This is a genomic window from Bradyrhizobium sp. SZCCT0231, from assembly GCF_018130245.1.
In the GTDB taxonomy this organism is placed as follows: domain Bacteria; phylum Pseudomonadota; class Alphaproteobacteria; order Rhizobiales; family Xanthobacteraceae; genus Bradyrhizobium; species Bradyrhizobium japonicum_F.
This window is the reverse complement of the sequence record NZ_JAFCKP010000013.1, coordinates 1-20,779: the sequence shown is the minus strand read 5'-3', so window position 1 is coordinate 20,779 and position 20,779 is coordinate 1. Positions and strand designations below refer to the sequence as shown.

At 64.6% G+C, this 20,779-nt stretch carries 22 protein-coding genes, 1 tRNA gene and 1 pseudogene; 7 read left to right on the top strand and 17 right to left on the bottom strand.

The genetic code is table 11. The features are described 5' to 3' along the window. Nucleotides 1–42: 42 nt before the first annotated feature. On the bottom strand, nt 43–1,773 hold the full coding sequence (locus JQ566_RS24975) for a methyl-accepting chemotaxis protein (protein ID WP_212377015.1): 1,731 nt from the start codon (nt 1,771–1,773) through the stop codon (nt 43–45). Between the two features lie 127 nt (nt 1,774–1,900). Here JQ566_RS24975 and JQ566_RS34695 point away from each other — a divergent pair. Both JQ566_RS34695 and JQ566_RS24965 read left to right on the top strand, forming a co-directional pair. After that, nucleotides 1,901–2,077 (top strand): annotated as a pseudogene (locus JQ566_RS34695) (FAD-binding domain-containing protein); the annotation flags it as partial. 80 nt (nt 2,078–2,157) lie between these two features. Next, on the top strand, nt 2,158–2,448 hold the full coding sequence (locus tag JQ566_RS24965) for a histone (RefSeq protein WP_212377012.1): 291 nt from the start codon (nt 2,158–2,160) through the stop codon (nt 2,446–2,448). A gap of 245 nt (nt 2,449–2,693) precedes the next feature. Here JQ566_RS24965 and JQ566_RS24960 read toward each other — a convergent pair whose 3' ends face one another. Together JQ566_RS24960 and JQ566_RS24955 are read right to left on the bottom strand one after the other, a co-directional pair. Continuing rightward, nucleotides 2,694–3,566 (bottom strand): DMT family transporter, encoded by an 873-nt coding sequence (locus JQ566_RS24960; protein ID WP_212377009.1) that lies wholly within the window; start codon nt 3,564–3,566, stop codon nt 2,694–2,696. 97 nt (nt 3,567–3,663) lie between these two features. After that, a complete protein-coding gene (locus JQ566_RS24955) occupies nt 3,664–4,110 on the bottom strand; it encodes a hypothetical protein (protein WP_212377006.1) in 447 nt (148 codons plus the stop codon). A 299-nt stretch (nt 4,111–4,409) separates the two neighbouring features. Between JQ566_RS24955 and JQ566_RS24950 the strand changes: the two genes are divergently transcribed. After that, nucleotides 4,410–4,670 carry a hypothetical protein gene (locus tag JQ566_RS24950; protein ID WP_212377003.1) on the top strand — a complete coding sequence of 87 codons (261 nt, stop codon included), beginning with the start codon at nt 4,410–4,412 and terminating at the stop codon, nt 4,668–4,670. Between the two features lie 29 nt (nt 4,671–4,699). On the opposite strand, the gene JQ566_RS24945 is transcribed toward JQ566_RS24950, so the two are convergent. Both JQ566_RS24945 and JQ566_RS24940 read right to left on the bottom strand, forming a co-directional pair. Continuing rightward, on the bottom strand, nt 4,700–5,161 hold the full coding sequence (locus JQ566_RS24945) for a host attachment protein (RefSeq protein WP_212377000.1): 462 nt from the start codon (nt 5,159–5,161) through the stop codon (nt 4,700–4,702). Between the two features lie 40 nt (nt 5,162–5,201). After that, nucleotides 5,202–5,612: a DUF3775 domain-containing protein gene (locus JQ566_RS24940; protein WP_212376997.1), complete on the bottom strand. Its 411-nt coding sequence runs from the start codon at nt 5,610–5,612 to the stop codon at nt 5,202–5,204. Nucleotides 5,613–5,880: 268 nt separating this feature from the next. On the opposite strand from JQ566_RS24940, the gene JQ566_RS24935 reads away from it, so the two are divergent. Continuing rightward, nucleotides 5,881–6,171 carry a hypothetical protein gene (locus tag JQ566_RS24935; RefSeq protein WP_212376995.1) on the top strand — a complete coding sequence of 97 codons (291 nt, stop codon included), beginning with the start codon at nt 5,881–5,883 and terminating at the stop codon, nt 6,169–6,171. A gap of 375 nt (nt 6,172–6,546) precedes the next feature. Continuing rightward, complete coding sequence (locus JQ566_RS24930; RefSeq protein ID WP_212376992.1) at nt 6,547–7,512, top strand: AraC family transcriptional regulator; 966 nt, start codon at nt 6,547–6,549, stop codon at nt 7,510–7,512. 74 nt (nt 7,513–7,586) lie between these two features. Here JQ566_RS24930 and JQ566_RS24925 read toward each other — a convergent pair. The 3 genes from JQ566_RS24925 to JQ566_RS24915 all read right to left on the bottom strand — a co-directional run bounded on the left by JQ566_RS24925 (nt 7,587) and on the right by JQ566_RS24915 (nt 9,051). Beyond that, a tRNA-Arg gene (locus JQ566_RS24925) sits at nt 7,587–7,663 on the bottom strand. Nucleotides 7,664–7,815: 152 nt separating this feature from the next. Next, the gene (locus JQ566_RS24920) at nt 7,816–8,322 is read right to left on the bottom strand and encodes a hypothetical protein (protein ID WP_212376989.1); all 507 of its coding nucleotides are present in this window, start codon (nt 8,320–8,322) and stop codon (nt 7,816–7,818) included. A gap of 156 nt (nt 8,323–8,478) precedes the next feature. Next, the gene (locus JQ566_RS24915; protein WP_212376987.1) at nt 8,479–9,051 is read right to left on the bottom strand and encodes a hypothetical protein; all 573 of its coding nucleotides are present in this window, start codon (nt 9,049–9,051) and stop codon (nt 8,479–8,481) included. A 183-nt stretch (nt 9,052–9,234) separates the two neighbouring features. Between JQ566_RS24915 and JQ566_RS24910 the strand changes: the two genes are divergently transcribed. Beyond that, a complete protein-coding gene (locus JQ566_RS24910; protein WP_028178613.1) occupies nt 9,235–9,621 on the top strand; it encodes a VOC family protein in 387 nt (128 codons plus the stop codon). A gap of 59 nt (nt 9,622–9,680) precedes the next feature. Here the strand turns inward: JQ566_RS24910 and JQ566_RS24905 are convergent, their stop codons facing one another. Then, on the bottom strand, nt 9,681–10,178 hold the full coding sequence (locus tag JQ566_RS24905) for a hypothetical protein (RefSeq protein ID WP_212376984.1): 498 nt from the start codon (nt 10,176–10,178) through the stop codon (nt 9,681–9,683). A gap of 260 nt (nt 10,179–10,438) precedes the next feature. On the opposite strand from JQ566_RS24905, the gene JQ566_RS24900 reads away from it, so the two are divergent. After that, nucleotides 10,439–10,792: a GrlR family regulatory protein gene (locus JQ566_RS24900; RefSeq protein WP_167406888.1), complete on the top strand. Its 354-nt coding sequence runs from the start codon at nt 10,439–10,441 to the stop codon at nt 10,790–10,792. Here JQ566_RS24900 and JQ566_RS24895 read toward each other — a convergent pair whose 3' ends face one another. The 8 genes from JQ566_RS24895 to JQ566_RS24860 all read right to left on the bottom strand — a co-directional run bounded on the left by JQ566_RS24895 (nt 10,793) and on the right by JQ566_RS24860 (nt 20,131). Beyond that, the gene (locus JQ566_RS24895; protein ID WP_212376981.1) at nt 10,793–13,480 is read right to left on the bottom strand and encodes a PAS domain S-box protein; all 2,688 of its coding nucleotides are present in this window, start codon (nt 13,478–13,480) and stop codon (nt 10,793–10,795) included. 118 nt (nt 13,481–13,598) lie between these two features. Continuing rightward, nucleotides 13,599–14,513 (bottom strand): DMT family transporter, encoded by a 915-nt coding sequence (locus JQ566_RS24890; RefSeq protein WP_212377555.1) that lies wholly within the window; start codon nt 14,511–14,513, stop codon nt 13,599–13,601. A 79-nt stretch (nt 14,514–14,592) separates the two neighbouring features. After that, entirely contained in the window at nt 14,593–15,390 is a 798-nt protein-coding gene (locus JQ566_RS24885) for an NUDIX hydrolase (protein WP_212376979.1), read from the bottom strand. A 4-nt stretch (nt 15,391–15,394) separates the two neighbouring features. Then, complete coding sequence (locus JQ566_RS24880) at nt 15,395–16,348, bottom strand: dihydrodipicolinate synthase family protein (protein ID WP_212376976.1); 954 nt, start codon at nt 16,346–16,348, stop codon at nt 15,395–15,397. A gap of 199 nt (nt 16,349–16,547) precedes the next feature. Further along, nucleotides 16,548–17,426 carry an SDR family oxidoreductase gene (locus tag JQ566_RS24875; protein ID WP_212376973.1) on the bottom strand — a complete coding sequence of 293 codons (879 nt, stop codon included), beginning with the start codon at nt 17,424–17,426 and terminating at the stop codon, nt 16,548–16,550. A 153-nt stretch (nt 17,427–17,579) separates the two neighbouring features. Further along, nucleotides 17,580–18,440 carry a MaoC family dehydratase gene (locus tag JQ566_RS24870; protein WP_212376970.1) on the bottom strand — a complete coding sequence of 287 codons (861 nt, stop codon included), beginning with the start codon at nt 18,438–18,440 and terminating at the stop codon, nt 17,580–17,582. Between the two features lie 144 nt (nt 18,441–18,584). Then, nucleotides 18,585–18,974, bottom strand: coding sequence for a Zn-ribbon domain-containing OB-fold protein (locus JQ566_RS24865; RefSeq protein WP_212376967.1), 390 nt, complete (start codon nt 18,972–18,974; stop codon nt 18,585–18,587). After that, nucleotides 18,974–20,131, bottom strand: a complete 1,158-nt coding sequence (locus JQ566_RS24860) for a thiolase domain-containing protein (RefSeq protein ID WP_212376964.1) — start codon at nt 20,129–20,131, stop codon at nt 18,974–18,976. Before JQ566_RS24860 ends, JQ566_RS24865 begins: the two co-directional genes overlap by 1 nt. Nucleotides 20,132–20,779: the final 648 nt, after the last annotated feature.

Here is a 20,779-nt window from a genome sequence, read left to right as displayed (position 1 = left end):
AGGGCGGTCCACCGCGGGCCGCCCCGGAATGACGAGGTCGAATTACGCCGCGCGCACGCGGTCGAGGAAGCTGTCGACCTCGGCCTTCAAATGCAGGCTCTCGCCCGACAGTGCCTGGGCGGAAGCAAACATCCGGCTCGAGGTCTCGCCGGTCTCGCTGGCGCCCTTGGCTGCATGACGGACATTGACGGCGACATCGGCCGTGCCTGATACCGCCGCGCGAACGCTGGCCACGATGTTGTGGGTCGCACTTTTCTGCTGCTCGACCGCAGCCGAGATCGAGCCCGCGATACCGCTGATGCGCTCGATGGTCTGGCTGATCGCCTTGATGGCGGCGACCGATTCCTCGGTCGCGAGCTGCATGCTCTCGATCTGGTTCGAGATCTCGTCGGTCGCTTTCGCGGTCTGGCCGGCGAGCGTCTTGACCTCCTGGGCCACCACCGCGAAGCCGCGCCCGGCATCGCCTGCGCGCGCAGCCTCGATGGTGGCGTTCAGCGCCAGCAGATTGGTCTGCTCGGCGATCGAGGTGATCAGCTTGACGACATCGCCGATGCGCGCGCCGGCTTCGGAGAGCTGCGCGATGCGCTGGTCGGTCGCCTCGGCCTGCCGCACCGCCTCGGCGGAGATCTCGTTGGATTCCTGCACGCGGCGGGTGATCTCGGAGATGGATTGAGACAGCTCGTCAGAGGCCGACGCAGCCGAACGCACGTGCTCGGAGGCGCTTTCGGAAGCTCCCGCCGACTGCGCCGACAGATCGGCCGTGGAGCGCGCGGCGTCGGTGAGTTGTCGCGCGGAACGTTCGAACTCGCCCGACGATGCGAGCACCTTGTCGAGAATGCCGCCGACGCTGCCGCGGAACTCCTCGACGAAGCTGCGCAGCTCCGCCTTACGCTGCTCGGCCGCGGCCGTCGTTGCCGCCACCTGTTCGCTGCGCAGGCGCGCCCGCTCCTGCGAATTGCTCTTGAACACCGCAACCGTGCGGGCGATCTCGCCGATCTCGTCGGCGCGGTCCTCGCATTCGATCGCGACGTCGCTCTGGCCGTTGGCAAGCGCGGTGAGCGAGTGCGTGACCGAGATGAGCGGTCGGGTGACGCGGCGGACGACCAGCAGGGTCAGGACCAGCACCAGAAGCGCGGCGAGCCCGGCGGCGGCGGCCATGCTCTCGATCGCCTGGGTCAGCATGCTCTCGAACTGGGCCATGGGGATGCCGACATAGAGGATGCCGGCGACCTTGCCGGTCGCGTCCAGAATCGGGAAATAGGCGGTCATGAACGTCTTGCCGAACAGCGTCGCCGGCCCCTTATAGGGCTCGCCACGGCGCAGCGGGGCCTGCCCCGGATGATCGGCGGCAAGCTGGGTGCCGACGGCGCGGTCGCCATTTTCCTTCTTCACGTTGGTCGTGCGCCGCACGAATTGCCCGCTCGCCGCGTCGAACACGAACAGGGTCGCATTGCCGCCGACATAGGACACCGCACGATCGACGATGGCGTGATCCTTGAGGTCGGGCATCCCGGGAATCTCGGCGCGTACCACCGCGCCATCCCGCACCGTGATCTTGGCTTCGGGAACGGTCTCCGCAAAGGCCAGCGCCAGCGTGCGCAGATTGACCTCGATGTCGCGGAGCGCGCGATCGTTGAAGGCTGACGTCAGCGACCAATAGCCGGCGCCGACCACCAGCGCCGTGTTCATGGCGATCAGCAACACAGCGCACAGGACCGCCTTGGTGCCGAGCTTGAACTGCGGCAGGAACTTCGCCGTTAGAAGATTGAACATGGATGGAATGACCCCCGTAATTCCTGCATATTCGTGCAATTGACTTACAGTCGCATTAACGACGGTTCCCACCGCCGCACGCGGCATGCTTTCCAGTTGGTTAACGAGGCTGCCCTCGCCCAGCCGCCACCTTCGGCGCTGGGTGCCGGAGCTGAAGGACGTGCCGGCCAAGCTGATCCACCGGTCCTGGCAGGCAACGACGATCGAGCTTGCCAGCGCGGGCATCACGACCGGCGAGACCTATCCGCAGCCGATCGTCGATCATGCCAGGGGACGCGAGCGCGCGCTCGCCGCCTACGCAAGATCCGCAGAGGTTGAGCGCTGCTTTGACACGATTCCGAAACCCGCTATCGTCATCGCTCCATACAAACCGTGGGGGACGATATGGACGACGACAAGCCGATCACCGAACAGGCGATGGAGACGATGACCACCGCCGCGGAAGCAACCAAGGACGCCGCAGTCACCGCCGTCAAGCAGGTGAAGAAAGCCGCCAAGAAGGTCGCCAAGAAAGTAGCTCCGAAGAAGACTGCCAAGAAGAAAGCCAAGAAGGCTGCGAAGAAGACGACGAAGAAAGCCGCCAAGAAGTCCTCTAAGAAAGCCGCGAAGAAGTCTGCGAAGAAGGCCGCCAAGAAATCCACCAAGTCGAAGAAGACGAAAAAGGCCAAGCGCTGATCGCAACGGTCAGAGACGTCTCCGGGTGCGGGCGCGCCCGGAGACAGCCCCAGTGACGCCTACCCTCGTCGCTTGGCTGCGCGCCGGCCCGGATGATGCTTGCCCTTGGGATCGCGGAATTCACTGCGATGACCGCGCCTGTCCCCGGCGTTGAAGCGCTTCCGCTTTTCCGGTGAGCCGAACTGCTTGATCACCCCTAGCACGAAAAGATCAATACACGTCAGGGCTGTGCGCGCTGGAAACCGTTATGAGCGCCGATTGACCACAAAGACTGCTGCGGCGCAGAGCGCCATGCCGGCAATGGCAATTGCGTCCAGCTTTTCGCCGAACAGCAGATAGGCCATCAGGGCCGTCACCGCCGGCACCAGGTAGAACAGGCTCGCGACCGAGGTTGCCGCGGCGTGGCGGATCAGCCAGTACAACAGCCCGATCGATCCGATCGAGAGCGCCACGGCGAGCCAGGCGAGCGCGAGCACGAATTCCCGCGTCCAGTGCACCACGCGGTCCTCGAACAGGAAGGCCCCGATCGCGAAGAAGATGGTGACGGATACGTATTGCACGAGATTGCCGGCGCGCCAGTCGATGTGATTGCAGTAGCGGCGCTGGTAGAGGGTGCCGAGCGTGATGCTGATCAGCGAGACCACCGAGGCCAGCCAGCCGAGGCCGGCTTCGCCGGTCATCGGGCGGTTGTGCAGGATCAGCACGACGCCGCCGAGGCCGAGGACGAGGCCGGCCCATTGCACCGGCGTCACCTTCTCGCCGAGCCAGCGGTTGGCGATGGTCGAGGTCAGGATCGGCTGCAAACCTGGAATCAGCGCGGAAAGGCCGGCCGGAATCGAATGCGCGATCGCGATCGCGGTGCCGCCGAGATAGAAGCCGTGGACGAGGATGCCTGCGACCGCGCTGTGTGCAATGCCGGCGCGATCAGGCCATTTCGGCCGCGCGATGCCTGCGATCATCGCCATCAGGCCAACCACGATCGCCATGCGGATGGCGAGATAGGTCAAGGGATCGGCGTTGTTGACGACGTATTTGGTGCCGATGAAGCCGGTGCTCCAGAGCAGCACGAACAGGATCGGCGCAGCGCGGGCGGTCAGGGTTTCTTGATTATGGTTCATTGCCGCCCTCATTGCCCCACAGGAGGCCACGCGGCAATGCGAATTTCGTCCGGACGATGCTGCGCTGCGACGGACGACAGCGGCCTAACTCAGCCGCTCACCATTCTTCCGGACAGGGGTCGATGATCTTCCAGAGCTCGACCCCGTTCTTGATCTTCTTCATGTCGGTCGTGAGCCCGCCATTGCGGCGAATCCAGTCCTTCACCTTGTCGGGGTAGTAGGACATGAGATCGGAGGTGCCTTCAGTGCTGGTGACCTTGATACCGAAGGTGAAGGCCTTGTCGTAATAGGCCTGGTGGAAGCCGAGGCTGGCGCGCGGCGTCACACAGATCTTGTTCATCGGCACGATGCCGAGCACGAGCGTGCAGGCCGAATTGCAGATGCCGTCGATGATAACGCGCTCGCCCTTCTCGCGCACGCGCTTGTACTTGGCCTTGTACTCCTCGACATAGCCGCCATGGTCGCGGGTGATGTGCAGCTCGGCGCGCGCCGGCGTGGCGAAGACCGCGGAAAGCAACAGCAGGCTCAGAAGCGTGATGCGCATGGCGAGGTGACGGCGATGGCCTTCAGGAATGGACCAGCCTCGAAGGACCCTCAAATGATCCCTGGGGCCGGCGACAGGATCTCAACCGAATACTGTTTGGTCATACTTGTGTGGGGAATTCGTTAAGCATCCCGAAAAGGCCAAAAATGGGCAGCTTTCAACCGCATGTCCGGCAATTCGGTCACACCTACCCGGAAATCTGCGGGATCGGCCATGATTTCGGGCCTCTGGAGCGATGCCTGACCACTCGAAATTGCTATAAATGGCCGACCCATTCGAGCGGATTCCGGAGAATCGAGATGAGCAAGTTGACGCTTGTAGCCGCGGTTGCGGCCCTGACGGCGGTCCTGGCCCCTGGCCTCGCGGAGGCGCGCGGACATCACCGATACCACCGCTCCTACGCCAACCCGCTGCCCTACCCGATCAGCTATCTGCACAATTACGGCCCCGGCATCACCCCCGGCACCTTCGCCTATTATGACGGTCCGTCGACCAACCACTGCTACCGCAGCGCGGCCGCCTATATCGGCCAGGACGGCCGGCGGCACCCCTGCTACTGAGGCGCCGCGCGTCCCTCCCGCGGGCGTCCCTATTTGGCGGCGCCCGACAGCAGCAACTGCTTCTCGATCTCGTAGACCGGCAGCTTGACGAGGTCCTTGCAGACCTCGCCCTGAAGTGCCTTGCGCACCACGTCCGAATAGTCGGCGCGGATCATGCCGAGCGCGCGCGGTGAGGCGACCATGGTCAGGGCCTTGGTCTCGCCGGAGCTGACGGCAGCGTCGAGCCGGCCGGCCAATCCCCGCAAGAAGGCGCGCTCGGCCTCGTCGTGCCAATCGGTCTGCTCGACCGAGCTGCGCGACCCGCCGACCGCCGGGTTCATTCGGCCTGGGGCATCGCTGCCTTGCGCGGCGGTCGAGGGGCTGGGCTGCTCGTGCACTTCTCTGGTGTGGAGATTCGGAAACATCCCGTCGCCGAGGTTCTCCAGAATGAGCGCCTTGCGCCCGTCACATACGACCAGCCAGTCACCCTTGTCCATTCTGATCTTGTCCATCACTACTTCTCCTTGACGCTTGCAGACGCCGCATCCGGCATCAGAGCTGTTCTTCGAATTCCTCGAAGGGCTTGCCGAACTGCGTCATAGCCTCTTCCAGATAGTCGGCGAGCATCGGCGTGCCGATCAGGTAGGAGGCAGTGCGCTGGTTGTGTGCCTGCGCGGCCTGAGCGCGCAGTTCGCGCCAATCGGAGAGATCGCCGTCGCCGCGGCCGAGCCAAGTCAGCGCCACAAGATCGATCTGCTCGTCGATATTGAGAGCGCGAATGAAGCCCGCGAGCTCCGCACGGTCCGTGGTCTGGCCGCGTCCGCCGCGGCCGTAGCTCATGTCGTCGTCGCCGAAGTCCAGGACGACACCACCCCCCGCCGCTTCGCTGTCGGACCGGCGCGATTTCGAGATGACGAAGAAGACCTTCTCCGGCGAGATCGACAGATTTGGAATGACTCGCATCCAGATCACCTTACCCGGCAGCCGGCACCACGCCGCTGCCACGTCGGCAACACTAGGAGCCAAGGCAAACTTGCGAATTGCGCAAGATCAAGGTCCAAGGCAAGGTTCAAGGCACGGCATCGTCCTGCGGCCGAGGCCAGTTGGCGGGCTGGGATTCAGGGCCGGCCAGTCCGCTGAAGGTTTGTTCATCAGCATTACATTTCGGTTCCGCCACAATTTGAGCAGAACAACTTCGATATTCTGCGTCGCGTAAGCGGAGGAAGACATCATGAATTTCAAGACTGGCCTCGTCGCCGCGTCCCTGTTCGGCGCCCTCGCGGCGTCGTCGGCGGCATCCGCCATGCCCATCGCGCCCGCACCTGCGACACCGCAGGTCTCCGACGTCGAGCAGGTCCGCATGGTCTGCAACGCCTGGGGACAGTGCTGGTGGCGCCCGAACTACTATGGGTACTACGGGCCGCGGCCATATTACGGCCCGCGGTATTATGGGCCGCGCTATTACGGTCCGCGCTACTATGGTCCGCGCTACTATGGTCATTACGGCTATCGCCGCTGGTGAGGTTTGAAGGGGCCCTCCCTCGGGCCCCTTCGCTTTTGCGAGCTCTGTGTCTTGCGCGGCCGCCACTGGCGTGGAGCCCTTCAGATCTGATCTAGATCAAAGTTGAAATCAGCCGATACCGTCAGTCTGCAATAGCGAAGGGACGGAGCTTTGCGTGCTTCGGCTGCCTGCATGCGGAGAGTATTTCGTTGCTCTCGCGTCCGGCGAACCGATGAGCCGAGAACGTTGACGGTGACAATGATCCGGCGGACTTCATGCCATGATGTCCGCAATACTACGGCCCGGAATCCGGTTTACTGAAACGCGATGTTTCGCCATTGATGGCGATGCATCGACGTTTATTTGATTGTCTCATTTCCGCGGCCGGCCAGAACCATGTTGTTCGACAACCTCGCTCCGTCCTCCGCGCTTCAACTGATCGGCTTTTCCGACGTCGATGCGTTTCGGCCGGTCGAGACGATGGAGGATGCGAGAAGCATTCCGCTCGACATCCCGAACTTCGCGGCGGCCCGCGCCGTCGTCTCCCTGCCGGCGTGCCGCATCATCGTGATGAGATCGTTCGCGCGCATCCTCGACACCGCCTATCGGATGCCGGGCGGGATGGTGATCCTGTCGATGACCGACGATCTTCAGGCCAGTTTCAAGGGAGTGGATCTCGACGCCCGCTTCTTCGTTGCGCTCCGCGGCAACGATGAGTGCCAATTCGTCGAGCCCCGGACCAATCATCATGCCATGATCATCTTCTCCCCCGCGCTGGGAGACCGGGGCTGGTTCGACCACGCCAACCATTTGCGGGCCCACGTCGCGAACCGGCCCGCCCTGCTCCACACGCGGCAGCTCCTGCTCGACATCCTGCGCACCGCATCAGTGCAGCCGCGCCTGTTCGAAACCACCGAAGTTGCGGCCCATCTCCAGGAAGGCCTGCTGCTCGCGCTCGACGATTTATTTCGGATCGATTCGATGTCGGATCGGAGCGCCTCGGTCCAGAGCGAGCGCGCAATCAAGCTCGTGCAGGGCATCGACGATTACGTCGCGACCTATCCGACCGCTCCGATCTATACGGCCGATCTCGCCCGCGAGTTTGACGTCTCGATCCGGACCCTCGGCGGCGCCGTCAGCAAGGTGCGTGGCATGAGCCTGCACCAGTACATTCGCCTGAAGAGGCTGTGGGCGACCCGCGTCCGCCTCCTCAAAGGCGGCGGCGTCACCGTTGCCACCTGCGCACGCGCCCAGGGCTTCCATCACCTCGGTGAATTTGCCGCAGCCTACCGCGCGACCTTCCACGAGGCGCCGTCCGACACGCTGGCACGCGGCCGGCAAGGCGGTGTCCGGGCAGGCTGATTGACACCGCAGGCCCTCGCGACCCCGCCCCGGCGTCAGCGCCGTTCCGGAACATAGCTGGAACAACGGAGGATTGGCGCGCTCGGAAGGATTCGAACCTCCGACCCTCGGAATCGAAATCCGATGCTCTATCCAGCTGAGCTACGAGCGCCCTGGCCCGGGCAACGGGCCACCGAGATTCGCCCGACCGGCGCTGGCGACGAACCAGCACACCAGACGGCGTTCGGATCGGTTCGAATTAGCAGAGAGGCCGGCCAATAAAAAGCCCTTCCCGCCTCCCATCGAGGCGGGTCGAAGACGCCGTCACCAAGTCGTATTGAAGAGGCCGAAATGCGGCTGCTGTGCCACCATCATCGGCCGGCCATACTGCGGCCCACCATAATACTGCGGCGCCGGATGCGCCCTGACTATCTTGCGCTTGGGCTGGACCCGGGTCGGAGAAGCAGCCGGTACCTCCGCCTGAGCCTTGGAATCGGCCTTCGGGCCCGGTGTGAACTGGGCGAACGTCTCGCGCACCCGCGCCTTGGCTGACATCTCGGCGAGAGCCGCCGACGTTGCGTCCTGCACCGGCGGCTGAGGCGCAACGACGGCAGCAGTCTTCACCGCAGGTGCGGCAATCGTCGGCTGGCTGGTATCGAGCACGACGCGCTCAGGCAGATGACGATCGGACCGGATTCGGATCAGAGGCTGGTCGTTGCCTGCGGTCGCGACGGCTTGCGCTACGGGCGCCGCCGGGGAAACGAAATCCGCCACAAGCAGCAGTGCGAGCAAGGCTCCACCGACAAAAATGAAGTACCTAAGGATGGGCATTGGCCGCGCTCCCCGCATCCCCGCATGGGCTCTCTCCGCCTCAACAGGCGGTCTTTCAATTGGTTCCTGGCCCAGCCCTTCGGTTCAAATGGCGATGCATGGTTTTTTGGCCAAGGACCATGAGAGTAACTTTTCCGCTACCGGAACACGCCGTCTTTAAGCGCGGCGTGCTGCAACCAGCGAACATTTTGCCTGGTCGGCATTCACGTTAACGAAGCCGACGGGGATATGCGCAAATGTCTTGCGGCTCTTCATGCTGACCGAATCCGCCAGCACGCGGCTGCGATCGGTAAGATGACTGCCGTCGCGCCGCGTGAAGGCGCAGACGATCTCGACATCTTTTACGGCATAGTCATTGTCGTTTCGCAGCGTAAACGTCACCAGGGCTTTGGAGCCAAGGCCGCCGCGGCGCCAGGTCTGCGATGAAATCCTGAGACGACCGAGTTCTGCTGCGACCGGCACCTGGGCTTCAGACGCCGGCAACGCCACTGCGGACGCATCGCCCAAGGGAACCGCCTCAACAGCCGCCAGCTCCGCCCTCACCGGCTCAGCACTATTGCCTTTGGTAAAAGGCAGCAGCATCCAGACGCCGCAGCCGACGATAATTGCCGCCAGCAGCCACAGAAGGCTACGGCCAAACGAGACGCTCGCGATCGTTACGGCGCGCGCCAGTCGTTCGCTGGCCCCGGCGAAGCGCCCCGATCCAATCCGGTCGAGCCTGGCATTCATGGTTGCATCACCGATCGCGGCCGAAGCACCATCAACGGTGGATTCGGTCGCTGCTTACCTTAATCCGGCAGAGGAACTAAGGTTCCCGCGCTTCATGCGAGTCGGCAAGGGCGGTGGCGACCACCCGCCGAGGCCGCTAACATGCGCCGCAACATCGAAAGACCCCCGTTGGGAGAATATGAAATGCCAATCGCCGTCACTTGGGATCACGTCCATCTGCGCAGCCCCGATCCGGAGGCCACGGCGGCCTGGCTGCGGGACATCCTTGGTGGCGAGATCGTGCGCGCGCCAGGACGGATCGACGTGAACCTCGGCGGCGCGAGGATCTTCATCGCACCGCTCGAGGGCGACAGCGCCGTCAACCCGCCGCCCCCGCACCCGCATCAGGGTCTCGACCATTTCGGCCTGACGGTGAAGGACATCGACGCCGTCGCCGCCGAGATCAAGGCCAAAGGCGTCACGTTCACGCGCGAGCCGACGACCATCCGGCCGGGCGTGCGCATCTGCTTCATCCGCGGCCCCGAAGGCATCTCCATCGAGCTGCTCGAGCGCGACAAGAAATACACCTGACGTGACGCGGCGTTGGCCGTCTCAGGCATCCCACCGGGGCGACGTGACGCCCCGTGCGGCTAAGTCATGCTACCGGGCATAAAGCAGCGGATGGTGACGCCCATGTAGCCGTAGATCGGCCAGACCATGGTGCGCCCCACCCGGTTCGGCTCCGAGATAACGGCCTCCTCGGGCACGTCGACCCAGACGAACTCCTGCTGCTGCCCATCGAGCACGTAGCCATGGCGCGGGATGCGGACGCGATAGTGCCCGTCCTTGCTGTCCCAGTCGGAGTCCGAGAGCGCCGAGCCGTCGGCATCGGAGCAGCAAGGCCCCTTGCCGCTGCGCAGACTGTCGAACCATGCCTTCAATTCGGCATTGGTGTTGGCAAACTGCCCGCGGTCGCGCGCGTGGCCAAAGGGGACTGCGAACGCAATCAAGGCCAGGGCGCACGCCAGCCTTGTCAGGTTTCGCCGGCGGATCGCACTGCCAATCCGCCGTTGTACGCTTCTGCAATTCGTGGGACGCACACTGTACAGACACGGCTCATCGCCGCCGGAATCGATCCAGTTGGTCACGTTCGTCTTGCTCCAGCACCCCGCGGCCAGTGCAATGATGATTATGCATTTCGCGGGCCAACTCTGATTCGTAACGGCGGGCCTCGCCTCACCATCAGAGCGTCATGACGGCGTCACGCACAAGCCGGGACAACTACGGCTTGCCACTGCGGGCTCCCGCGACCGGCCGGCAAACTGCCGCGTTGCGCGAGGGGATGGGCTTTGGCATAAAAGCGGACCGGCTACGCCATTGGGCGATGGCGGCCGGCCTACGGGACGTTATGAAGAACGGCCTCTATTCAATCCACGTGACCCTGCTCGATGGTCGAGTCGGCAAGGGCAGCGGTGTGATTCTCTTCCGCGACGGCAAGATTCTTGGCGGCGATGCCTACCTCTATTACACCGGCAGCTACACGGTGAAGGACAACAACACCTTCAAAGGCGAGGTGCTGGTGCAACGGCACACGTCGCCTCGGGGCGATGACAATCCGCTGTTCGGCGGCCCTGCCCCAGTCGGCATCGGCGTCAGCGGCACCTACACGGACACGCGCGCGGAGATGACGGGCACAGCGCTGGTCGGCAAGGCCAGCCTGATTTTCGGCGCCACCCTGCACAAGCTCGCAGAGGTCGATTAGCTATTCCGCGGCCTGCTCGAGCGGCGCTACGCGCGGCAGGATGATCTGGATACGGGTGCCGCCGCCCGGTTCGGAATCGAGATCGAGCCGCCCGCCGAGCCGGTTGGTGACGATGCTGTAGACGATGTGCAGCCCGAGGCCGGTGCCGCCCTGGTCGCGCCGTGTCGTGAAGAACGGATCGAAGGCACGGCGGCGGACGTCGAGCGACATGCCGCAGCCATTGTCAGAGAAGATGATCTCGACATTGTCCTTGCCGGACTCGCGCGCCTGGATCTCGATGGTCCCCGGCCGGCCGTCCGGGAAGGCGTGCGCCACCGAATTGAGAAACAGGTTGGTCAGCACCTGGCCGTACGGGCCGGGATAGCTGTTCATGGTCAGATCCGGCTGGCACTCGACGTTGAGCGTCAGATTGTGCTTGCGCAGGCCCGGCCGCAGGCTCATCACCACCTGCTCGGTGAGGTCGCCGAGATCGAAAGTACGCTGATCCGAATAATTGCGGTCGGCGGCGACCTGCTTGAACGACTGAATCAGCTCAGCGGCGCGGTTGAGATTGGAGACGAGCTGCGAGGACGCATCGCGACTGGTACTGAGGAAGTCGTTGAGCGTGGAGCGGCGTAGCTCGCCGCGCTCGACATCGGCGGTGAACATTGCGGTCTTGCGCTCCAGCGCGGAGGCGACCGTGAGGCTGATGCCGACGGGATTGTTGACCTCATGGGCGACACCGGCGACCAGGCGCCCAAGCGCGGCGAGCTTCTCCGCCTCGATCAGCGAGGCCTGGGTTTCGCGCAGATTGCGCAACGCGGTTTCGGCGGCTTCCTTGGCCTTGCGCATCTCCTGCTCGCCGCGCTTGCGCTCGCCGATGTCGAGCGCGACGGTCACGATCCGCTCGATCTCGCCCTCGGCATCGAGCAGCGGCAGCTTGTTGACCAGCCATTGCCGCATGTTGCCTGCCGCGTCCTTGTACTCCTCCTCGTAGAAGCCGAGCCCTTTGCGGAGCTTGAGCACCCTCTTGTCGCTCTCGTCGGACTTGGCCGCGCCATAGCGCGACATCAGGTCGGCCGTGGTGCGGCCGAGCGCATCGCCGGGCTCGATGCCGAAGATGCCCGCCATGTAGCGGTTCATCAGCACGTAGCGCAGATTGCGGTCCTTGACGTTGATCACCGCGGGCACGGTGTCGATGACTTGCTGGAGCAGGCGCCGGCCTTCGGCGATGGCGTCTTCCGCGCGCTTCTGGTCGGTGATGTCGCGCAGCGTGCCCTCGTAGCGAACGATGTTGCCCTGCTCGTCCCGCACGCCCGTGGCGCTGTCGGAGAGCCAGAGGATGTTGCCGTTGCGCTGGCGCACCTGATACTCGAACTCGCGCACCATGCCGTCGCGCGCCATCAGCCGCTGGTATTCGGCGCGCGCCTCGGGATGGACGTAGATCGTGTGGGCGATGTCGTTGATGCTGTCGATCAGGTGCTGCGGGCTGTCATAGCCCATCATCCGCGCCAGCGCCGGATTGGCGTTGAGGAGATCGCCGGCCGGTGTCGTCACATAGATGCCGTCGACCGAGCCCTCGAACAGTTTTCGGTAGCTCTCCTCGGCGAGCCGCTGCTCGGTGAGCGCGCGCACCGCCGCCTCGCGCGCGGTGTCGGCCTCCTCCAGCGCGCGGCGGAACACTTCGGCCGCCCGCGCGATGTCGCCGATCTCGTTGTCGAGGTCGGCGGACGGAATCGACGCGTCTTTCCGGCCGGCCGCGAGCGCGCGAATGGATCGCGCGATCTGGGCGAGCGGACGCACCGTCCTGCGCACCACGAACAACGCAGCGCCGATGCCGATCAGCACGCCGACCGTACCGAGCACGATGCTCTGCCATCGCGCCTCCGTCAGCGTGCGGGCAAAATCGCGCGACAGCACGTGCCCGCGGCGGGCGCTGACCTCGCGCAACAATTCGGTGACGCGACCGATCAGCCGGCCCTCGGTGCCGAGCACCTCGCGGTCGATGTCGGCGATCTGACGCTCGCGGACGGCGACCGCCATGATCGCCTCGGCATAATCATTCACCGCCACCTTGAGCTTGGGATCGGTGATATCCATCGCACGCATGCCCTGTGCGGCCTGCTCGGCCGCCGACGGGTTGCGCGCGAGCAATCCGAGCGCGATCCGGCTCTGCGCCTCGGACAGGCGCGAGGCGAGCTCGCGGTCTGCGGTCCCGGAGACCGCCGCATCGAACTGTTCGCGCAGCGGCGGCAGGCCGGCGAGCAGCTGGGCGCGGCGGTCGATCAGGGTGGAGATTCGCTCGAGGCCACTGCGATAGGTCGCAAGCCGCTCGGTGACCCCGTCGATCATGTCCTGCTGCTCGGGCGCGAGCTCGATGCGGGTCTTCTTCAGGATGTCACTCAGGGTCGAGGCCGCCTCGCCCACTTGCTGGAACTGGATGCCGGCGCCGGGGTCTGTGACGAAGTCGCGCGCGGCGAGCCGCAGCTCGTTCATGCGGCGGTCGATGTCCTCGGCAAGGTCGCCGACGCTCTGCAGCCGCTGCAACTCGGCGAAGGTCGTGTCGATATGGCGGATCGCAATCACGCTCGCGGTCGAGGTGACGATGATCACCGCCAGCACCAACAGAAAGCTGCCGAAGGTGAGCTGGCCGATGGAGAGCGAGAATGTTCGCCTTTTCTCAGGGGGCGGCGTCAATTCGGCGGACATTGGTGGCTTGAGGACCGGGCTGCTGGAGACCCAATATACGACGTATTGCCGCCCGGGGGGAACATGCCTCAGGACGCGGAATATCGTTAATATCGGGACCTGCCGGCCCGCTTCAGCTTTACGACAGTTTGACGCTGGCTGCCCTGCGGGCCGGGATGGTCATGGCGGCGACGCCCAGGACGACGCAGGCCAAGCCGGTCCAGGCGGTCCGGCTCAAGGTCTCGCCGAGGAAAGCGACGCTGATGGCGACCCCGATGGGGACGCGCAGGTAAGCCTGCGCGGTGGTGCCGACCGAGCCCAGGGTCTGGATCAGGCGGAAATAGATCGCGAACGCTGCCGCGGTCGAGAACACCGCGAGCGCTGCCAGTGCCAGCACGGAGCTCAGCGAAGGCGACAGCGTCCAGGGCTGCTCGACGACCAGCGAAGCCGGGATCAGGACCGCGGCGCCCGCCAGCAGCGAGCCGGCCGCCGGCGCCATGGGATCGAGGCCCTTGAAGCTGCGGCCGAAGATCGCGGCGCAGGCATAGCAGATGGTGGCGGCGACGATGGCGGCCTCGGCAATGAGGCCGCTGTCGACGTCATGAAAGGCATCGACGCCGACGATCAGCAGGATGCCGGCCATTCCCGCCACGACCCCGAACAGCTTCCGCGGTGTCGTCGCCTCGTGGCGGGTGACGATTGCGGTGAGCAGGAAGGTGAAGATCGGCCCGGCCGAGTTGAGGATGGTGGCGAGGGCGGCATCGACATGGCGCTCGCCCCAGGCGATCAGCGTCCAGGGGATCACGCTGTTGAGCACGGCCTGGAACGCGAAGCGCTGCCAGGTTGCGGCATCCGTCGGCATCCTGATGCCCCGCGCCCGCATGACGACGAGCAGCAGCAGGCCGGCAATCGCAGTGCGCGCCGCGATCAGCGTGATCGGCGGGATGGTGGCAACGCCGAGCTTGATGAAGGTGTAGGAGCCGCCCCAGAGCGCTGCGAGCGCAACCAGCAGCGCCAGCTCGACGGCGATGTTGGTGTTCTGCCGGTTGTCCATGAAGCGCATTCCGTCCTTCTCGGTGGACGGAATCTAGCGCGTTCGCAATCGCAAATACTTCGTTTCCTATCGAAGTGTACTAGCCGACTGCGCCGACCTCGAACACCTCCCCGTCATAGCCGGCCTCGCGGGGAATGCGGAGCTGGCGGCCGGTTTCGGTCTTGGTCATGACCGGCATCACGGTGACGATCGACAGACTGCGGGCGTGCGCCAGCGCCGCGCTCACGTTTGCCTGCTTGGCGAGCCGGATCAAATTGCGCGTAGTCGGGAACGGCAGCTTGAAGCGACCGCTCTCGCCGCCCTCCACCGCCTCGCGCGGCGAGACCCAGATCGAATCGGTGGATTCCCGCCCGTCATGCGCGCCGAGCTGGTCCGGCGGTGCGGCGGCCAGGAAGAACCAGGTGTCGAAGCGCTTGGGCATGCCCTCCGGCGTAATCCAGTGCGCGTAGGGCACGAGCGTGTCGAGCGCGAGCTGGAGACCGTTGTCGGCCAGAATGTCGAGGAAGCTGATCTTGTGCTCGTTGAGCGCAACGCGGTGCGCGTCGGCGATCTCGCCGGCGCGTCCGGCGTCGATTGGCGTGCCCGTCTCCTTCGACCGCGCCAGCAAAATGCCGCTTTCCTCAAAGGTCTCGCGGATCGCGGCGATCCGAAAGCCGCGGTCCGCTTCGCTCAAGGCCGCGCCGCCCGAATAGAGGTCGGCGCGGGCGACGATCTCGTTGTCGTCGGCATCGACGCTGCCGCCGGGAAACACCAGCGCGCCCGAGTTGAACTCGATCTGATGATGGCGAACCATCATGAAGACCTCGATCTCCCGTGCTGCGCCGTCACGCAGCAGGAGGATCGTCGACGCCGGGCGTGATGCTGATGTCTCGGCCATGCAACTAACCTGCGGCGCTGGATTGCGGGCCGAGATTGGCGCGCTTGTCGACACGGGCGACGCGCGACAGCAGGTACTCGACCTCGGCCTTCGCCGCCGCGGTGATGGTCGCGCCGGGCTTGCGCTGGGCGCTGGAGGCGATGACGCCGCGCTTCTGCAGCACGTATTTGCGCACGGCAAGGCCGGCGCCGGGCTGCTGCTCGTAGCGGATCAGCGGCAGATGCGCGTCGAACAGATCATGCGCGGCATCGCGCTTGCCTTGCTTCGACAGGCGCACGACGTCGATCAGAAGCTCGGGGAAGGCGTAACCGGTCATGGCACCATCGGCGCCGCGCTCCATCTCGAAATCCAAAAAGAGCCCGCCATTGCCGCAGAGGATCGAGAGCGGTCGCAGCGAGCCGTCTTTCTGGAAGTTGCGCAGCGCCGAGATCTTCTCCAGGCCCGGCCAGTCCTCATGCTTGAGCATCACGCAGTTCGGATTGTCCATGACGATCTTGCGGATCACGGCAGGCGTGAACACCACCGACAGGGTCAGCGGATAATCCTGGAGCACCCAGGGCACGTCGGGGCCGATCGCTTCCGCCGCCTGCTTGAAATAGCCGACGATCTGATCGTCGGTGCGAAGCGAGGGCGGCGGCGCGATCATCACGCCGGCCGCGCCCGCATCCATCGAGGCCTTCGCCAGCGAGCGCATGGTGGCAAAGCCCGGCGCGGAGACGCCGACGATCACCTGCATCTTCTTGGCGCGCTTGACGAAGCGCACCGCCACCTGCTCGGCCTCGGCGGCATCGAGCTTGGGGGCCTCACCCATGATGCCGAGCACCGTGACGCCGTCGCAGCCGACCTCCTCGTAGAAGTCGGTCAAGCGGTCGATCGAGCGCTCGTCGATCCGGCCGTCGTCGTGGAACGGCGTCGGCGCGATTGCGAAGGTGCCCTTGGCGTCGGCGGTGAGTTTCATCGTCTTTCCCTATCTCTCCTTGCAAGTGACCTAGTTCCGCTCTGGCCGTGTCAGCCAAACAATCGGTGCCACGCGGTATAGAGCAGAACCATGGTCACAAAAACAATCGACCGCCAGTAAAGTACGAATAAGATCGCGAGCGCTGCCAAAGCGAGAAAGCCAATGATCCGGCCGGGACGATCCATTCTGCACTTTTTAATTAGAATCGCCGCGCCCCCATTTTGATCTGCTCCTCGGAGAAGAAGATCTCCTTGGCGTGATCGACGATGTCCTGGGCCTTCCAGCCCGAATGCGGCGGTTTCCAGCCTTCCATTTCCATCATCCGCATCTCGCGCACGCCGCGGGGCCCGGACACGCCCAGCACCTTGCCGGTCTGGTCGCCCGACAAATCGCTGACCATGTATAGCACGGCCGGCGCGATGCCGTCCGGCCCGAGCGCCGCCGAGGGGTTCTCCTTATAGCGGGGCAGGTCTGCGGTCATGCGGGTCAGGGCGCCCGGGGCCAGCGTCCAGATCCGGATGTTGTACTTGCGGCCCTCGATCGCCAGCACGTTGGACAGGCCCCAGATGCCGCCCTTGGCCGCGCCGTAATTGGCCTGGCCGAAATTGCCGATCAGGCCCGAGGTCGAGGAGGTGTTGACGATGACGCCGCCGCCATTTTCCCGCATCCAGCGAAACACCGGCAGGGTGCAACAAAAGGTGCCCTTCAGATGGACCTTGATCACCTTGTCCCAGTCGGCCTCGGAGGCCTTGGCGAAGGTCTGGTCGCGCAGGATGCCGGCGTTGTTGACCAGGATGTCGGCGCGGCCAAAATGCTTGATGGCATCGTCGAACACCGACTGGCCGCCTTCCATGGTGGAGATGTCGGCGCCGTTGGCGACGGCCTTGCCGCCCTCGGCCTTGATCGCGTCCACCACCTGCTGCGCCATGGACTTGTCGGCGCCGGAGCCGTCACGGGGGCCGCCGAGGTCGTTGACGACGACCGAGGCCCCTTCCCGCGCGAACAGCTTTGCATAGGCCTCGCCGAGCCCGCCGCCCGCGCCGGTGATCAGCGCAACCTTGCCGTCGAGTAGTCCCATGGTGGCTTCTCCCTGTTCTTGTTTTCTTGCTCCGTCATGGCCGGGCTTGTCCCGGCCATCCACGAACTTGATCGCCAACTGCACCAAAGAACGTGGATGCCCGGGACAAGCCCGGGCATGACGAAATAACTCAGAGCCGCGCAAGCGGCCCTGTCACCCCAGCACCGTCTTGCCGTTCTTGATCACGGTGACGCCGCGCGCCTTCACCTTGGCTTCGAACGAGATCACGTTGCCGTCCTTCCAGAGATCCATGGTCACGGTCTCGCCGGGATAGACCGGCGAGGAGAACCGCGCGACGTGCTGGCGGAACGCGCTGGCGTCGTAGTCGGCATAGGTCTGGAGCACGCCGCGGCAGGTGATGCCGTAGGTGCACATGCCGTGCAGGATCGGGCGCGGGAAGCCGGCCTTCTTGGCGAACTCGGGATCGGAGTGCAGCGGGTTGCGGTCGCCGCAGAGCCGATAGACCAGCGCCTGGTCGGGACGCGTGGTGATGTCGATGGTCTTGTCGGGCGCGCGCGCGGGGATCTTGTGCGGATCGGGCTGGGTCAGGTTCGGCCCACCGAAGCCGCCATCGCCGCGAGCGAAGCGCGAAGCAACGAGCGTTGCGAGCTTTTCGCCCTTCTCGTTCTTCAGCACGGTCTGGTGAACGATGACGACGCCCTTGTCCTTGCCCTTGTCGTAGACCTCGAGGACAGAGGAGTCGGCGGTGATGTGCGCGGCCACCGGCAGCGGCTGGTGAAATGTGATGTCGCGCTCGCCGTCCACCACCATCACGCGGTTGAGGTTCATCTCACCCGGGCCCGAGCCCCAGGCGGCCACGGACGCAAAGGTCGGCACCACCTTCAGCGGCCGCGGCGTCAGCGTGCCCTCGTTGACGAAGGCGAGCTCCTTCTCGTCCATGGGATCGGCGCCGAGGCCGATACCGTAGGCGTAGAGCATCACCTCGCGGTCAGTGTAGGCATATTTCTGGCAGATGTTTTTGAGAGCTTTGAGTTCTTCGTATCTGGCGGACATTTTTCTGGGTTCCCCTGGTTCTCATCCTCATGGTGAGGAGGCGCTCTTGCGCCGTCTCGAACCATGAGGATGCCCGAAACGCTTCTTTGTTGTGGCCATCCTTCGAGACGCTTGCTTCGCAAGCTCCTCAGGATGAGGACCGTCCTAAGCCGGCGTGAAGAACGGCAGCGGTGCGCCATCGGTCGGCTTGAACACCACCTTCACCTTCTGGCCGATCTTCAGCTTCTCGAAATCGCAGTCGACGAAATTGGTCTGCACCGACGGGCCTTCCTTCAGCGTGACGTAGCCGATCGCATAAGGCCCGGTCGGCGATTTCCGCATCAGGCTGTAGGTGTAGATCGTGCCCTCACCGGAGGCCTGCTCCCACACCGTCTTGTCGGAGTAGCAGAACGGGCAGATCGAGCGCGGGAAGTAATGCGCCTCGCCGCACGCGGTGCAGCGCTTGATCATGAACTTGCCCTCTTTCGCCGCATCCCAGAACGCTGCGGTCTCGGGGTTCGTCACCGGGGCCGGATACTTCTTCACTTCGCTCATCACACGCGCTCCAGAATGGCCGTCGAGGCGGCGTGGCGAACTCCCAAAAGGCCCCCGGTGCCGTGGGCGATGGCGAGATCGCAATTCTTGACCTGCACCTTCGGATGCGCCTCGCCGCGCAGCTGCCGCACAGCCTCGATGATCTTGGTCATGCCGCCGCGGTTGACCGGATGGTTGCTGCAGAGGCCGCCGCCGTCGGTGTTGAACGGCAGCTTGCCGACACCCGAGATCAGATTGCCGTCGGCGACGAACTTGCCGCCCTCGCCCTTCTTGCAGAAGCCGAGGTCCTCGAGCTGCATCAGCACGGTGATGGTGAAGCTGTCATAGATCGAAGCGTATTTGATGTCCTTCGGCGTGATGCCGGCTTCCTCGAACGCGCGCGGGCCGGACCAGACGCCGGCGGAGTACGTGAGGTCGAGATCCTTGCCGCCGCGCGGACCCTTCATGGCCTCGCCATGGCCGATCAGGCGCACGAGAGGCTTCTTCAGGCTCTTCGCGATCTCCGGCGTCGTCACGATCAGCGCGCCACCACCGTCGGAGACGACGCAGCAATCCATGCGATGCAGGGGATCGGAGATCATCGGCGAGTTCAGGACGTCCTCGACGGTGACGACGTCCTTGAGCATCGCATGTGAATTGTACTGCGCGTGATGCGAGGCCGCGACCTTGATCCAGGCGAGTTGCTCGGAGGTGGTGCCATAGTCGTGCATGTGGCGCATGGCACACATGCCGTAGGCATTGTGCGTGGTCGCGCCGTAAGCGGACTCGAAATCGGCCTCGGCGCCGGCCGCGCGCGGCGGCATCGCGCCGGTACGCGGCTTGCCGGCGAGCGTGACAAGCGCGATCGAGCACTTGCCCGCGGCGATCGCCTCAGCCGCGTGGCCGAGATGAATGATGTAGGAGCAGCCGCCGGTCTCGGTGGAATCGACGTGGCGGAGCTTCTTGGTGTTCAGGCCGAGATAATCGACCATCGGCCAGGCACCGCCCGGGGCATCGCCCGCGCAGAAATAGCCGTCGACATCGTCCTTGCTGATCCCGGCATCCTCGATCGCGCCCTTGGCGACCTCGGCATGGAGCTGGGCGGTGGATTTGTCCGGCGCGTGCCGGGTCGGGTGTTCGTAGATCCCGGCAATGTAGGCCTTGCCCTTGATGGTCAAACTTCAGGTCTCCGCTCGCGTTTCTTATTGCCCCGTTTTTCTGAACCGCACCGGGCTGATTGGCAAGCGCGGAAATATTCCGTCGGGCGAGAGGGCGGCGGGTGGGCGCAACTCCCAATCCCGTCATCCTGAGGCGCGAGTGATGGGGCGCGGAGCGCCCCATCGGGAGCCTCGAAGGATGCACGGCCGAGATGCCTCGACACCCGCGCTGCGGCAGCCGGGCCGTCGTCCTTCGAGGCTCGCCGAAGAGGCTCGCACCTCAGGATGACGGGTCTTAGGCACCACTCTGCCTCTCCATCATCATTGCGAGCGCAGCGACGCAATCCAGAATCCCTCCGCGGAAAGACTCTGGATTGCTTCGCTGGGCTCGCAATGACAGCCAGACACAGCTCCGCATCCTCGCGGCGCATGTCGCCCGAGCTTTGCTTCCGTCTTGCTCCCTCTCGAAACAGAGGGCGCAGGGAAGACCGCATAGGCGTTAAGTTTATTCTTGAGTGTTGGAATCACACGTGATTCCAAGGGGCATGGCAGACGAATCGCTTCTGAACGAGGACTGGACGAGAGTGGTTGCGCAGCTGGGTGGAGCTGAGCAGCTTGAGACGAGTGCGCGCCAGACGAAGGCTTTCGTGCGGCGGCGCCAAATTCCAG